General features: G+C 38.5%; 16 protein-coding genes. 5 read left to right on the top strand and 11 right to left on the bottom strand.

The window, feature by feature from the left end:
• Window positions 1-103: 103 nt before the first annotated feature.
• The 3 genes from pulA to thpR are packed head-to-tail and all read right to left on the bottom strand — an operon-like array spanning window position 104 to window position 3805.
• Window positions 104-2236 (bottom strand): type I pullulanase, encoded by a 2133-nt coding sequence (gene pulA / locus M3610_RS15015; RefSeq protein WP_251460163.1) that lies wholly within the window; start codon window positions 2234-2236, stop codon window positions 104-106.
• On the bottom strand, window positions 2223-3206 hold the full coding sequence (locus tag M3610_RS15010) for a diacylglycerol/lipid kinase family protein (RefSeq protein ID WP_251460162.1): 984 nt from the start codon (window positions 3204-3206) through the stop codon (window positions 2223-2225). Before M3610_RS15010 ends, pulA begins: the two co-directional genes overlap by 14 nt.
• 11 nt (window positions 3207-3217) lie before the next feature.
• Window positions 3218-3805, bottom strand: coding sequence for an RNA 2',3'-cyclic phosphodiesterase (thpR, locus tag M3610_RS15005; RefSeq protein ID WP_251460160.1), 588 nt, complete (start codon window positions 3803-3805; stop codon window positions 3218-3220).
• A 167-nt stretch (window positions 3806-3972) separates the two neighbouring features.
• Between thpR and cysK the strand changes: the two genes are divergently transcribed.
• Window positions 3973-4902, top strand: coding sequence for a cysteine synthase A (gene cysK / locus M3610_RS15000; protein WP_251460158.1), 930 nt, complete (start codon window positions 3973-3975; stop codon window positions 4900-4902).
• Between the two features lie 119 nt (window positions 4903-5021).
• Here cysK and dat read toward each other — a convergent pair whose 3' ends face one another.
• Window positions 5022-5894 carry a D-amino-acid transaminase gene (dat, locus tag M3610_RS14995; protein WP_251460156.1) on the bottom strand — a complete coding sequence of 291 codons (873 nt, stop codon included), beginning with the start codon at window positions 5892-5894 and terminating at the stop codon, window positions 5022-5024.
• Window positions 5895-6261: 367 nt separating this feature from the next.
• On the opposite strand from dat, the gene M3610_RS14990 reads away from it, so the two are divergent.
• The gene (locus M3610_RS14990) at window positions 6262-6483 is read left to right on the top strand and encodes a DeoR family transcriptional regulator (RefSeq protein WP_081825309.1); all 222 of its coding nucleotides are present in this window, start codon (window positions 6262-6264) and stop codon (window positions 6481-6483) included.
• Between the two features lie 467 nt (window positions 6484-6950).
• Window positions 6951-8306, top strand: a complete 1356-nt coding sequence (locus M3610_RS14985; RefSeq protein WP_098574564.1) for an amino acid permease — start codon at window positions 6951-6953, stop codon at window positions 8304-8306.
• A gap of 54 nt (window positions 8307-8360) precedes the next feature.
• Here the strand turns inward: M3610_RS14985 and M3610_RS14980 are convergent, their stop codons facing one another.
• The 3 genes from M3610_RS14980 to speD all read right to left on the bottom strand — a co-directional run bounded on the left by M3610_RS14980 (window position 8361) and on the right by speD (window position 10212).
• Complete coding sequence (locus tag M3610_RS14980) at window positions 8361-8711, bottom strand: ArsR/SmtB family transcription factor (RefSeq protein WP_251460153.1); 351 nt, start codon at window positions 8709-8711, stop codon at window positions 8361-8363.
• Window positions 8712-9137: an SRPBCC family protein gene (locus M3610_RS14975; RefSeq protein ID WP_098574566.1), complete on the bottom strand. Its 426-nt coding sequence runs from the start codon at window positions 9135-9137 to the stop codon at window positions 8712-8714. It abuts the gene before it with no gap.
• 265 nt (window positions 9138-9402) lie between these two features.
• Window positions 9403-10212 (bottom strand): adenosylmethionine decarboxylase, encoded by an 810-nt coding sequence (gene speD, locus M3610_RS14970; RefSeq protein WP_098574567.1) that lies wholly within the window; start codon window positions 10210-10212, stop codon window positions 9403-9405.
• A gap of 173 nt (window positions 10213-10385) precedes the next feature.
• Here speD and M3610_RS14965 point away from each other — a divergent pair, with 173 nt between their 5' ends.
• Window positions 10386-10820, top strand: a complete 435-nt coding sequence (locus M3610_RS14965; RefSeq protein ID WP_251460151.1) for a Dps family protein — start codon at window positions 10386-10388, stop codon at window positions 10818-10820.
• A gap of 68 nt (window positions 10821-10888) precedes the next feature.
• Here M3610_RS14965 and M3610_RS14960 read toward each other — a convergent pair whose 3' ends face one another.
• On the bottom strand, window positions 10889-11608 hold the full coding sequence (locus M3610_RS14960) for a 16S rRNA pseudouridine(516) synthase (protein WP_251460149.1): 720 nt from the start codon (window positions 11606-11608) through the stop codon (window positions 10889-10891).
• Window positions 11598-13229: a putative polysaccharide biosynthesis protein gene (locus M3610_RS14955; protein ID WP_251460147.1), complete on the bottom strand. Its 1632-nt coding sequence runs from the start codon at window positions 13227-13229 to the stop codon at window positions 11598-11600. Before M3610_RS14955 ends, M3610_RS14960 begins: the two co-directional genes overlap by 11 nt.
• A gap of 206 nt (window positions 13230-13435) precedes the next feature.
• Between M3610_RS14955 and M3610_RS14950 the strand changes: the two genes are divergently transcribed.
• Complete coding sequence (locus M3610_RS14950; RefSeq protein WP_251460145.1) at window positions 13436-14710, top strand: BaiN/RdsA family NAD(P)/FAD-dependent oxidoreductase; 1275 nt, start codon at window positions 13436-13438, stop codon at window positions 14708-14710.
• A 7-nt stretch (window positions 14711-14717) separates the two neighbouring features.
• On the opposite strand, the gene M3610_RS14945 is transcribed toward M3610_RS14950, so the two are convergent.
• Together M3610_RS14945 and M3610_RS14940 are read right to left on the bottom strand one after the other, a co-directional pair.
• The gene (locus tag M3610_RS14945) at window positions 14718-14903 is read right to left on the bottom strand and encodes a sporulation protein Cse60 (protein WP_026563254.1); all 186 of its coding nucleotides are present in this window, start codon (window positions 14901-14903) and stop codon (window positions 14718-14720) included.
• A 198-nt stretch (window positions 14904-15101) separates the two neighbouring features.
• The gene (locus tag M3610_RS14940) at window positions 15102-15416 is read right to left on the bottom strand and encodes a rhodanese-like domain-containing protein (protein ID WP_098574572.1); all 315 of its coding nucleotides are present in this window, start codon (window positions 15414-15416) and stop codon (window positions 15102-15104) included.
• Between the last annotated feature and the right edge of the window lie 7 nt (window positions 15417-15423).

Here is a 15423-nt window from a genome sequence, read left to right as displayed (position 1 = left end):
TTTTTTGAAATAAAAAAAAAGCTATTGAAACCATTGCACACAATAGCCATCTTATTAAATTTTATCTCGGATTACCTTTTTTCGTCAAGTATATCTGCAGAAACTATTTTTTTAGCAAAACATTTATGGAGACTGACTCAATACTCAATTCTTTCCTATACATATTCCGCCCGGCAGTAATCCCTGCGTTTACATCATCAACTAAGACCGTCCAATCCCCGTCAGGTAACGTTATATTGTGCTCTTTCGTGGTGGGATTGATTAGTAAAATTAGTTCGTTATCCCCTATAAACCTATATCCTAACAGTGGTGAAGCTAATGGCATTTGGCGGATATTTGATCGGATTTCTGCAGAAGTTCTCATTCGGAAACAAGAAAATTTCTTACGTACTTGAATAAGTCCTTTTACATATTCTACATTATCTTTATATATAATTTTTCTTTCCCAGTCCAGTTGATTGATTTCATCAGAGGAACGATAACTATTCCCCTCCCCCTTTTTTGTTCGAAAGAACTCTTGGCCACTGTGTAGAAAGGGGACTCCCTGGGACAACAAAACAATCGCTGTAGCGAGCCGATGATACTTTATTCGTAACGAATCATCAGCATCGGGGAGACATGCTTGAAGTTTATCCCACATCGTGTGGTTATCATGACATTCTACATAATTTAATGATTGAAAAGGTTCATTAAAAGTACCCGGCCCTTGTTTAGTAAAACCGATGCTCCCAGTTATCACTTCATTAGCTGCCTCGAGGTAATGGTCATTACCTAAGGCAAAGCCTTTATCAAATAAGTTAAATGAACTTCCCTTTATAGAATCACGAAATTTATCATTGAATTGAGCAATACGTGGCATTTTTGCCTGATTTCCAATTGTTGCTTTCTGCTCTGCTGGAAGTGGTGTATTGAGGTTCCAGCCTTCACCGATGATGATCGTCCCTGTTGAATGCCTATCGCAAACTTTCCTTACCTCTTTCATGGTCTCCACATCCAAGATCCCCATTAAATCAAAGCGGAACCCATCGATATGATATTCTTCCAACCAATATTGAATGGAATCCACAATATATTTTCTGACCATTTTGCGTTCTGAAGCAATATCATTTCCTACTCCCGTACCATTTGAAGGAAGTCCGATCTCGTTATGACGAAAATAATACCCGGGAACCACCTTTTCAAAGGATGAGGTCTCACGAACATATACATGATTATATACGACGTCCATGATTACTCTAAGACCAAGACTATGAACTTGATCAATTAACTGTTTTAATTCGATGATTCTTGAATATGGATTGGCAGGATTCGTTGAATAGCTTCCTTCAGGGGCATTGAAATGAAGAGGATTGTATCCCCAATTATATTCCTTATTTCGATGCAGTTCATCCACACCAGCAAAATCATGGAAAGGAAGGAATTCAATATGGGTAACACCTAGGTCTTTAATATACGCTAACCCCGTGGGTTCCCCATCCATTCCTTTTGTATTTTGCTCACCAGCACCTAGATACAGACCCTTATTCTTCACACCACTTTTAGGATGAATCGTTAAATCCCTTATGTGGGTCTCATATATAATGGCATCCACTGGATTTTCAATTTTAGGTAAGTTAGGACGCGTTCGCTGGGTTTCGTCAAATCTTACAATCACTCCAAGTTCTCCATTAACGGTCACAGCTTTCGCATAAGGATCCACAGCCTCACGCCATTCTTGATTGACTAAGATTAGAAAACTATATTGATAGAGCTCTAAATCACGGTTAACAGCTACGGTCCAAATGCCGTAATCTTCTCTTTTCATTTTTACAATTTCTGAAAAAGTACTATTAGATGGACGTAACTTTAATTTAACCTGGGTTGCGGTGGGTGCCCAAAGCTTAAACCGGGTTAGCCCCGGTTGGAAGGTAACACCGAGATCCTTTCCGTCATAATAAAATTTCTCGTCAAATTCCTCTGTTCGAATCACGGCACCAATTTGGAGGTCAGTTTTCCCTCCATGCTCATCGATAATTACATATTGTTTTTCAAAGGAATACTCTTTTGAAAATTCGCAAATATATTTCATTTTATTATCTATATGTCTCTTCTCGATGATTTTCAATGGATGTTCTTGAAAATCACTTGTAATCGAAAAGGAGGATGACAATCCGTGATGATAGGAAAGAGGTAGAAGAATCGTAATGATCTTCATCTCATCTAGATAGGCGAAGAAATTTCGGTCAGTAGCAATCATTCGAGTCCCTCTCTTTCATCTCCACTTCTTTCGGATGACTTCTTCTTGTTAACACTTCCAGAGCGCTTACTTGAAGATCTATCTTAAATGGTGTAAATCCGATATGCTCTCCATCTGCATGAACAAAAAGTTTTGTTGGAGAATGGATGGATACACTCCTGCCCTTATAAGTTTTCACTTCTTTAAAATGGGTGTGTTTTCCCCAAAATACACTTATAAAAACAAGCAGCAGTTTCCATCGTGATAATTGATGGACCACGGTAATGTCAAAAAGGCCATCATCTGGTTCAGCATCAGGGGCAATTTTCATCCCACCGCCATAATAGGGTTGATTCGAAACAGTTACAAACCATGTCTGTTCAAATATATGCTTTTTCCCGTCAATTGATAAATCAATTGTAGTGGTTTTATAAGTAAATAATTTTTTTAACAAAAAATAAACATAAACCATTCTACCCATCGAGAGTTTATTTAATATGGCTTTCATCCGGGATTGATTTACTTCATAGGAAATGAGGGCATCAAATCCAGCACCCATGTTATTAATAAAAAAGCGCTCATTTGATTCTGCCAATTTAATTTTCCCGATATCGATTGACAAACCCTTTTGTTTTGCCAGACGGAGTATTACTGCTATGGCTTCAACAGGATCAACAGGAATTTGAAAACCTCTAGAAAAGTCATTTCCAGACCCTCCAGGAATAAATCCTAGTGTAATTTTATTATCGTTGACTGCCCCATTCATCACCTCGTGCATCGTTCCATCTCCACCCACAGCAATAACAATCTTTTGCTCAGAAGTCTTTTGCACAATTTGCGTGGCAAGAATCTTTGCATGTCCAGGGTATTCAGTAAAAAATGCAAGGTAATTTACATGATTAACTTTTAGTTGGTGCTCCACTCTTTCCCAAATCTTAAAGCAATGACCATTGCCAGCTTTGGGATTAATAATAAAGTATACTTGTTTCATACTACCAACCTTTATTTATTTAATGTTTTTGTGCTGGTTAAAGGATATGTTTTAATTGCTTCATACTTTGGTGTTTTGTTCAGGTGTGTTTGATAAAGCACCACATCAACAGCATCAAATGAAAGGGGCGTAGGCTGGAGCTCTTCCCACAGTTTAAGCATTTCGTTTTGGAAAGGATGTTCACCTATCCATTTTCTCGCAAGAGTAATATGGGGACGGAATGGTCTTGTTTCCAGTTGGAACCCTGCCAGCTCACAAGCGGAAAATACTTTTTTTCTAATAACTTGTAAATGTGTGCTTTCCTCTATACCGGCCCAAAAAATACGGGGAGAAGTCACACTACCGAAAATACCAAGCTTGTTGATGTTCAATGCTAGTGTTTTCTCATCGCTAAGGGCAATTTTAACGTTTTTAACTGCTTCTGTTAATTTATCTGACGGTGCACCACCAAGAAACGCTAGGGTTATATGTAAATCCTGATCATGGACCCAGCGACTAAACGGGATCATGTCTCTGATTTTTTCCACATGGTCTTTCATCACTAGTTTTGTATGCTCTGGTATTCTTACGGCAAAGAAATAATGGGGGCGTTTTTCCATCGTTATGTTCCCTCCTATAAATAATTCTAGTCTATTTTGTCCTAAATGTATCTATTAGCAGACAGACAATTAGCCGATTTTTTTACAAAGTGTTAATTTTTATTTATTATTAGTTATGAATTAAGTAATAGTTATTTACTTCAAAGGATGGAAAGGACGCGGGCCTCTTGAAAGTAGTCAATAATATAGCTGAACTAATCGGAGATACACCACTTGTTAAACTAAATCGATTAGCACCTAGGGGGGGGGCATCGGTTTATCTAAAGTTAGAATACTTTAACCCTAGTAAAAGCGTAAAAGACCGTGCTGCATTTAATATGATTGTTGAAGCTGAAAAGGCTGGGAAATTAACCACAGGTTCCACGATTATCGAACCAACAAGTGGAAATACAGGGATTGGCCTTGCCATGAATGCTGCTGCACGAGGATATAAATCGATTATCATCATGCCAGATACGATGACGCAAGAAAGAATCAGTATTTTAAGGGCATACGGTGCGGAAGTTGTCCTTACACCTGGAGATGAAAAAATGCCAGGGGCCATCAAAAAAGCCATCGAATTAGCTAACGAGATTCCCAATAGTTTTATTCCAATGCAATTTGAAAATCATGCGAACTCAGATGCACACCGTCATACTACCGCTGTAGAAATCATTGAAGCAATGAACGAACTTGGCAAACCGCTTGCTGCCTTTGTTGCCACCGCTGGAACAGGTGGGACCATAACTGGTACAGGCGAAACCTTGAAAGCACATTTTGAAAATATATCTGTCCACGTGGTGGAACCAAAAGGCTCGCCTGTTTTGTCAGGCGGAAAACCTGGTAAGCACAAACTTGTTGGAACAAGTCCAGGGTTTATTCCAGACATTCTTAATCAGGATGTTTATGATGAAATCCATCAAATTAATGATGAAGATGCCTATGATATTGCACGCAGGTTGGCTGTAGAAGAAGGAATTCTTGTCGGGCCATCCTCAGGCGGGGCTTGCTTTGCAGCGATAGAAGTTGCCAAACGATTAACCCCTAATGATGTCGTTGTATGTATTGCTTGCGATACAGGCGAAAGATACTTATCGAGCGATTTGTTCCAGTTTTAAAAATAATAAGTGGGCGTTCTTTTATTAGGGAAAAAAGTAGTTCATTTTTCCCCCTAAAGGAACCAAGCATATGGATTAAAGAGTAAGACGTGGACACTTCTGTGTACACGTCTTAATTCCTAATGAAGAATTTTGTCATTAAGTGCTCCGCATTGTTTTTCAATTTCTAACTCAAAACGTTCCTGCAGTAATTTTGTGACAGGACCAGGCAAACCATCCCTTACACGCTTCCCATCCACTTCAATAATTGGCATTACCTCTGCGGTCGTACTTGAAAGGAACACTTCCTCAGCATCTATAAGTTCATCAAGTGTAAATGTTCGTTCCTCAACAACAATGTTATTTTTTTCGCAGACATGCAAAATAACATCTTTTGTAATTCCTTTTAAAATTAAGTTATCCGACTGATGTGTGATTACCCTTCCATTTTTAACCATATAGATATTTGATGAACTTCCTTCCGTCACATTCCCGCTGCGATGTTGAATTGCCTCAAAGCAATCGGCTTCGGCAGCTTTTTGCTTCGCTAATAAATTTCCAAGCAAATTTAAACTTTTTATATCACAGCGCAGCCAGCGTATATCATCTGTAACGATTGTTCTTACGCCCATCTTCAAACTCTCTAATGGCCTAGACACTTCCTTCGTATATGCTACTAAACTTGGCCTCACATTTTCTGTTGGGAAAGCATGATTACGAAGGGCAACGCCTCTTGAAATTTGCATATAAATCGTTCCTAACTGAAGGTTATTTTTCTCAATCAGTTCTTCCAGCAAATTTGTTAATTGATCCATTGTGTATGGGAGTTGGATGCCGATACTATCTAAACTTTTCAATAAACGATTTAGATGTTCGGTTACTGTGAACATTTTTCCGTTGTAGACACGGATCACCTCGTACACTCCATCCCCAAATTGATAGCCTCGGTCTTCTACATCCACCTTTGCCTCGCTTCGCTCAATTATTTTTCCATCCATGATTGCATATTTCATTCTCCCATTTCCCCTTTATTTTTTATTCGCTGTGTTAAAACTAAAAATTCAAATAATTTGTCATAATCCATACATTATAACCCATAACCTATAGTAAGAGTACTACAAGGGAGGGAGAATATCCGAACAATTTTTGTTAATTTTTGAAGATTATTTTGTAAAATAAAGTATATTGGTGGAAATTTTCAGTTTTTGTGGTTACAATAAGGATAGATGGACACCATCTAAGTATCCACAGTAAACATCCATAAAAAGGAGTTGTCTGCGCGGAAAAGAAAACTACATATTTCTTGAAGAGGAATCTTCAAACAGGCTGTCGGTAGAGGGATTAAGCCATAGGTTTGAAAAAAGGATAGGGAGTGGTTTTTTGAAACCTTCGACTAACCGGATGTTAAACCGCATCAAATGTATCTACATGTTTATTCGCAATAATGGAACAGTCACAACGCAGGAACTTGTAGAGGAATTTGGTATCACTCCTCGCACCATACAACGAGATTTAAATGTCTTAGCCTATAATGACTTGGTAATAAGCCCAAGCCGCGGAAAATGGACGACTACACAAAAAAGGGTTAAAATGTCTTCTTAAAACGAAAAGTAACGTAAATGGATAGCATAAAAAAGCACACGAGATACTCTCGGTGCTTTTTGTTTGTCAAAATATTAAGTCCTGCCATGTACATGATTAGTGATTTTGTTATATTCTTGTTCACTTATGATGCCGAGCTTTCTAAAAACATATGAATACATGAAAATTCTCCGCTGCAATCGAGGGGTAATAAACATATGCATCATCCTCCTAATTTACTTTATTTATATTCGCCTCTTCAAACAAAGTTTCCTTCAACCAAAAAAAATTCTTCTGGTTAATATTTAAACTGTTATCAAAATTCCCAATGAAATAATGCGATCGTCCAGGTCAAAATAGGGATATGGCTTAACTGCTCAGTCTCTCGACTCCAATTGACAGATTTAAATAGTATGGTAGTATATTATTATAGAAAAATACTTTAGCGCTTAAAAGCGTTTAAGCAAAAAAGTTTAATAGGAGAAGATATGAAAAAAAATCATCAGAACTTACAAAAAGGATTATTATCAAGGCATGTCCAGTTTATTGCTTTGGCTGGTATGATTGGGACGGGGATATTTAAAGGCAGTTCCGATACATTAGCCATTGCTGGACCTAGTGTAGTCGTGGCCTATTTACTTGGCGGTCTATTACTTTTTATCATAATGGCTGCCCTTGGGGAAATGGCACTTGCTTTTCCAAATTTAAATGTACAGCATTTAGTAAACAAAGCATTTGGTTTCCAAGTTTCTTATATCGTCGGATGGCTGTACTGGATCAATTGGACTCTTGTTACGATTGTTGAATTACTAGCTGCGGGAAGTTTTCTACAATTTTGGTTTCCTACGATACCTTTATGGCTGTTAAGTTTCCTATGTGCAGTTGTAATCGTAGGAATCAATTTAACTCAAGTAAAAAATTATGGGGAGCTTGAATTTTGGTTTGCAGGGATTAAAATCATTGCACTTGTGGCCTTTATTATCTTAGGCTTTTCACTCCTTTTTGGTATTATTCCTAGCTCGATTCAGGACCCACTCTCTAACTATACAGCTAATGGCGGATTTTTCCCGCACGGAATAGGTGGAATGTTCAGCGCATTTTTAGTAGTCATGTTTTCTTATGGCGGTGCGGAATTAATCGGGGTAGCTATAACCGAAACAAAGGATGCCGAGCGAGTATTGCCAAAAATTATTAAAGGTGCCGTATGGCGTGTCATGATTTTTTATATTTTACCAATTCTAATCATTTGTGGACTCATGCCTTGGGACAAAGTTACTGGTACAGACAGTCCCTTCGTTCAGGTCTTTAGCGCAACCGGATTACCGGGAGCAGCACATATTATGAACTTTGTCCTTTTGACAGCTGTTCTATCGGCTGCAAATTCAGGAATCTATGCGACATCAAGAACACTATTTTCGATGGCACAAAGTGGTGTTGCGCCTAAGGTTTTTGCAAAACTCTCCGCAAAGGGAATCCCATTAACAGGAATTTTCCTTACGAGTGTCTGTATACTAGCAGGAGTTTTTCTAGCTTATTTAACACCTAGTCAGGTTATCGGCTATCTTATGACCATTCCAGGATTTACAGTCATGTTACTCTGGAGTAGTATTTGTGCAGCGCAGTTAAAATTAAGACCACTTTACAAAAATCAACCAGCGTTCCAAATAAAATGGTTTCCATATACGACCATTTTCGCACTTGCATCTTTAAGTATTATCTTTATTGGATTTGTGTTTAATCCAAATAATATTATTGGTTCATCGGTAAGCCTAACAATAATAGGCTTGCTAATCATCCTCTCATTTCTTGTTAGAAAAAATGGGTTGAATGAAATTACTGTTTAATATGAACTTAAAAAGGCCACCAAATATTGGTTGGCCTTTTTTGCTTTTTCAATCTCAATCCTTTGGATCCGTTGGCGTATCTTGATCATCTGACTCTACAAATAGCCTGAGTGCTGATAATTTATTTTCCCAAAATAGCTCAAAATATTGGAGCCAATCTTTTAATTCATATAAGGGTTCTGGCTCCAGCTTGTACCTTGTTTCCCTGCCAGCTTTTCGTTCCTTAACCAGCCCCGCCTCCGCTAAAACACGAAGATGCTTAGACACGGCGGTACGGCTTATCGGGAAGTGTTCACTTATTGCATTTACGGGCATCTCTTCCTTGCTAAGCAGTTTTAACAGCTTTCTTCTTGTTGGATCAGCGATGGCTTGAAAGACATCATGCTTTGCCGAGGAAGCCGCCATTTATGCCTCAACATATCCCTGCAATTTTTTCACAATACCTGCCCAGCCCTGATTCATATGATCACGGATTGGAGTATGCGGTTGACCAAATTCAGTGACTTTATTCGCGTCCCAACCTCCATGGATTAATGTTAACTCCGTTTTATCATCCAGTTCTTTTAATTCAAATGTTAGTGTCCAATCTTTCCCCCAATTAAAGGATAGACGGTTTGGAGGATCAACATGGGTTACCTTACATGGCGACATGCCAAATTGCGCTGCATTTAAATGAAACTCATGTCCCTCAACTGCCTGTAGATCATTTGGCATAAACCAGGCACTTAGACCCTCTGCAGTCGCTACTGCATCCCATACTTTTGCAATCGGAGCATTATAAACAACCGTATACTTTATATCCTCTAATGTTGCCTGTGACTCGTTACTCATATTAATTGCCTCCTCGAATTTTGCTGCGATATTTTTCAATACGAAACCATTTGGTTTCATATAAAGACTATATAACACCATTTGGTTTCACGTCAAGCGATTTTTTTAAGGCTGCTAACCCCTCCGTGACCTTCGTCTTTATTCTGACATGATTTAAGTCACGTAGACTCCTTCTACGTGACCTTAGTCTTAATCAATTACTTTTTGAGTCACCCTAAGACCCGACAACACCTCTGTTCCAGTGAACTTAATATTACTGCTCCTGTTATTGAACAATATTTTTCCCATAAAAGATTTCATCCATCTCTATCTTTAACCGCTCAGTGATTTCAATATGTTCTTCAGGTGTTAAAGTGTCTTTGCTATATCCAAATAAATAATTATTTAAATCGAATTCACGCAGTTTGCATTTCGTGTGAAAAATATGCTCCTGATAGACATTGACGTCAATCATATCGAATAGTTCACCAACATCTTCCGGGATATAATTCTGAATCGAATTGATTTCATGATCAATAAAGAGCTTGTGTCCCGATTTATCCCGTGTAAACCCGCGCACACGGTAATCAATTGTCATGACATCCGTTTCAAACGATCTAATTAAGTAATGAAGAGCCTTAAGCGGCGAAATCTCCCCGCAAGTGGAAACATCAATATCCGCTCTAAATGTACTGATTCCTTCATCGGGGTGAAATTCAGGATATGTATGAACCGTGATATGGCTCTTGTCTAACTGCATAACCACCGATTCTGGCAGTGGTCCCGGTGATTCTTCAAATGATTCATCTGGTGCATTCGCAACCGGCCCCTCAGAAACCAACAGGGTCACACTCGCCCCAGCCGGTTCAAAGTCCTGACTCGCAACATTTAATACATGGGCACCAATGATATCTGAAACATGCTTTAATATATTTTGCAGCCTTTCCGCACTGTATTGTTCATCAATATACTTTAAATAAGCTTCACGCTCTTCCCTCGTTCTCGTAAAACAAATGTCATACATATTAAAGCTTAACGATTTCGTTAAGTTATTAAAGCCGTGTAACTCAATTGCCTGCTCGTGTGTAAGTTTCATGACAGTTCCCCCTTAATATTAAGGTATCCTTTTCAAGTAAATATTATTAAGATACCCAGAGAACCGTATAGTTAATTATTTTTCTCCTTATTTATAATAATTATAATTTAATATTTACTTTTAAATAATATGTGTTATAATTAATTCAGATAATAAATTAGGAGGAATGTTAAATGACAGTCGAACAAATGCTCAACCTACAAATCGCTAACTGGAATGTCCTATATACTAAATTACATCGTTTTCACTGGTATGTGAAAGGTCCTCACTTCTTTACCTTGCACGGAAAATTTGAAGAATTATATGAAGAAGCAGCCGCTTCCATTGATGAATTTGCAGAACAATTATTAACGATTGGAGGCCGTCCTGTTTCTACCCTAAAAGAGTATCTTCAACTTGCAACGATTGAAGAAACGAACGAAACACTAACAGCTGAGGAAATGGTACAAGCAATCATCCATGACTTTTCATTACTCATTGATGAGTTAAAAGTTGGAATGGAAGTGGCCGAGCAAAATGATGACGAAGTCACTAGCGACATGTTTTTAGGCTTAATTGGAAAACTTAAGAAACATAACTGGATGTTACAATCTTTTTTACAGGCTTAATACTGTAAGGACAAGCTATAAAAAGAGAAAAAGCAGCTTCAAATGAGGCTGCTTTTTCATATATAAGTCTATTTCACTTGATAATTTCTGAGTAACTCCACTTCTTCATCTGTTAGTTCTCGATATTCACCTAATTCAAGTGTCTTATCGAGTGGTAATGGACCCATCGAAATCCGTTGGAGATAGACTACTCTTTTCCCAACAGCTTCAAACATTCTTTTCACCTGATGAAATTTCCCTTCAGTGATTGTTAATTCAATGTCGGATCGGATGCCAGACTTTAAGATTTTCAATTCACCTGGCTTGGTTTCATAGCCATCATCCAAGGTAACGCCGTTAGCAAACGCTTCAATATCTTCCTCAGTCACTTCACGATCAATGACCGCAAAATACGTCTTCGGAACATGCTTTTTCGGAGAAAGCAAACGGTGGGCCAATTGGCCGTCATTGGTGATTAGCAGCAACCCTTCAGTATCCTTATCCAATCGTCCAACCGGAAAAGGCTCATAAACTTGGTCTTCGAGTTCTAATAAATCGATGACTGTTTCGGTCGAACTATCTTCTGTAGCAGATAAGACTCCTTGTGGCTTATTCATCATCAAATAAATAAATTCTTTGTATTCGATAATTTCTCCGTTTAAGGTGACAGTTTGTAAGGATGGATCCACATGCTGTTTTGCATCTTTTACTACCACATCATCCACTTTAACCGCACTGCTTTTTAATAGTTGCTTAACTTCTTTTCTGCTTCCATAGCCTAGGTTTGCAAGCATTTTATCAATTCTCAACGCTTCTCTTCCTCCCAGGTAATTTTAATTTGTTCATGATCCGATCAAGTTTATCTCCAAATAAACGGGTCGCAAGTCCTGATTTTAAGCCAAGATAAAAATAAATTCCAGCTCCCACTGCAGCACAAATAACAATTATTATAACGGATTGAACTTTTAATGCTGGAGAAAGGAATAACAATAATAGTTTGTACATTAATTCTGTACCCACCCACATGAATCCGGCAAAGATAACAATTAACATGCTTCTCCTCCATACAAATCGGAATGGATAGCGGGCATATATCTTAATAACAATAAAATTGATGAGGATGGCTGCAACATATCCAAGTGTTGTTGCTAATACTGCTCCTCTTGTTTCCATCATTTTTATTAACGGAATATTTAGAGACAGTTTAATTAATAATCCGACAAGTAAACTTAACACCGTAAATCGTTGTTCGTTGATTCCTTGTAATATGGCTGCAGTAACAGAATATAAGGAAAAAAGAATGGCTACAGGTGCGTATGCCCTTAATACTTCCGTACCAATTACATCATGCTGATAAAATGCTGTATATACAGGTTCTGCCAATAATGAAAGACCAATAGCTGCAGGTAATGTTAAAAATAACAGGACCTGAAATGTCTGATCTAACTGTTGGTTTAAGCTTGCTCCCTCCCCTTCAACGAAGGCCCTCGTTATACTTGGTACAAGGGTTAACGAAAATCCTGTTGCCAGAGACACTGGAATAATGACAATTTTATGGGATTCAAAGTTCAAAATAGAGAAAAAGGATTCTGCAAATTTCGCTTTCCCGATTTCTGCCATTGCCTGACTAAAGGTGAATTGATCAATCGCCTGAAATAAAGGGTTGGCAATCCCCACTAACACGAACGGAAACGCATAAATAAGAATTTCCTTATAGATATCCTTAAGAGAGATATCTATTGTGCCCTTATCCTGTGAAAGGAGTTCGTCTAAATACGGTTTTCGTTTATACCAATACCAAAATAAAACAAATAAACCGCCAATCGCGCCAATAAAGGCAGCAAACGTCGCCACACTTACCGCTGTTACCATTTTTCCATGAAAAATATGTAAGACGGCAAAAGCTCCTAGAAGGGTAAAGGCAATCCTGACAATTTGTTCCACAACTTGTGAAAGTGCAGAGGGGCCCATCGATTGATGCCCTTGAAAGAATCCTCGAATGAGGCTCATAAATGGAACAACAATTAACGCAAAGCTTACAGCTCGCATAACCGTGGTGACCGAATCTAAATTAGCCTTTTTATCACCAACACTCATTTCCGCTAATGTCGGTGCCGCAAGATACATCACTAAGAAAGCCATAATCCCTGTTAACATCATAATGACTAAACCCGATTTAAACAGCTTCCTGCCAACTGCATACTCCTCTAAAGCATTATATTTTGAAATAAATTTCGAAACGGCGAGCGGCACCCCGGCTGTTGCAACGCTAATAAAAATCGTATACGGTACATAGGAAAACTGATAAAGCGTAGTTCCTTCCCGACCGACAATTTGAAAGAATGGTATAACATAAATTAAGCCGATAACCTTTGAAAGAATCGTTCCTAGCGTTAATATAAATGTTCCTCTTAATAGCTTAGACTGCATAAAATCCCTTCCTACCTGAAGAAATACGTGCGCTTCTTCACATATATAAATCGACTATTTTTTGCACACTATAGTAGTGTACAACTTCTTGTCCCCAGACGCCACTAACAACCAAGTGAAATTTATGAAAATATGGGCACTTTCGTTTTATTTTGATGATAAATGTTTATAATGGAGTGATGGATTAATAAAAAGTTGGTGTAAATATGGAATATGATGTTATTGTCATCGGCGGCGGCCCATCAGGTTTAATGGCCGCTATTGCCGCTGGTGAAAAAGGCGCAAAGGTCCTTTTAATAGATAAAGGTGACAAACTTGGCAGAAAACTAGCGATATCTGGCGGCGGCCGCTGTAACGTGACCAATCGCCTGCCAATAGAGGAAATTATCAAGCACTTGCCTGGAAACGGGAAATTTTTATATAGTGCTTTTTCTATCTTTAGTAATGAAGATATTATTAAATTCTTTGAGAAATTAGGAATTGCCTTAAAGGAAGAAGATCACGGCCGGATGTTTCCAGTCTCTAATAAAGCACAGTCCGTTGTGGATGCATTACTAAATCAACTAGAAAAACTTCATGTACGTGTCTTTACAAATAGCCCTGTCCGCGAACTCATGTATGAGGATGAGCGTGTTTCAGCTGTGGTACTTAAGGACGGACAAACCATATCTGCACAATCCGTCGTGATTGCTGTCGGAGGAAAGTCTGTCCCTCATACAGGTTCGACGGGTGATGGCTATGCCTGGGCTGAAAAAGCGGGCCATACCATTACTGAACTTTTTCCCACCGAGGTTCCAGTGACCTCGAATGAACCATTTATAAAAAACAAAGTCCTTCAAGGGTTGTCGTTAAGAGATATCGAATTAAGTGTCTTGAACCCAAAGGGTAAGCCCCTCATTTCTCATCGAATGGATATGATTTTTACCCATTTTGGACTAAGCGGTCCTGCTGTACTTCGCTGCAGCCAGTTCGTGGTGAAAGCGATGAAGAAATGGAAGTTACAAGAAGTAACCATGAGCCTTAATGTCTTACCAGATAAGAAAGAGGAAGAAGTTTTTCAAGAAATTCTCTCACTTGTAAAAAGCGAGCCTAAGAAAAGCATTAAAAATACACTCAAAGGGCTCGTCCCTGAACGGTACCTCCTGTTTCTATTAGACCAAAATGGAATCGATCCTGCTGAGCAAGCTGGAACGATTTCTAATGAAAAAATACGCAGTTTTTCCAAGAGTTGTAAGCAATTCCTAATTAAAGTTAATGGCACCCTGCCACTTGAAAAAGCGTTTGTCACGGGCGGCGGTGTGTCAGTTAAAGAAATTGAGCCGCAAACGATGGGCTCGAAACTTATGAATGGTTTATATTTTTGCGGTGAAATCTTAGATATCCATGGGTACACCGGAGGGTATAATATTACTTCTGCACTTGTAACCGGAAGATTAGCTGGTAGTAATGCAGCCATATATGTAAAAAATAAAAAGGTCTGACAAGTTGTCAGGCCTTATAAATAATCATCGCTGAAAAACAATAAATCTGTTCCTCTTCTTCTTCCTCTGCCATTGCTGCCACATTATATTTAATATCAAGCAGACTTGTTTCATCCAGTCCCTTTAAAAAACGATTCATTTCCTTTTCCAGATCCTTCTCATGCTCCCGATCAAACAACTTCACCTGTATCAATGTTCTCTCCCTCTCTTTTTTTACTACTATTCTTACCACTTTTCTGAAATTTTAAAAATTTAATCATTATAAAAAGCTAAGATTATTTTGAGTGGAGGCTTTGATACAACTACTGGTGGTACTTAATGAATACCTACATTGCCACCAGCAGACTTGATTTGCCGCCGCACAAAAAAAACGATTCCATTGTGGAATCGGTTATTCTGTGTATTCTGTTTCACCAGTCCAAGAGAGCATGCCGCCTACCATATTACGAACCTTATAGCCTTGATCCTGCAAATAATGGCAGACATTTCCGCTTCTTGCGCTGGAGCGGCAGATAAAGATATATTCTTTATCCTTGTCAAAGTAGTCGAGTTTATCAGGGATATCTCCCATGCGAATATGCTTTGCTCCTGGGATCATCCCGAAAACGACCTCATGATCTTCCCTTACATCGACTAGCTCAAGTTTTTCCCCTGACTCAAGCTTCTTTTGTAATTCTTCTGGTGTAATTGTTTGAATTTCTTCCATTAAGTCC

The organism is Neobacillus sp. MER 74 (assembly GCF_023714155.1).
Note: the sequence above shows the minus strand (reverse complement) of the source record. Positions and strands in the feature narration are given on the sequence as shown.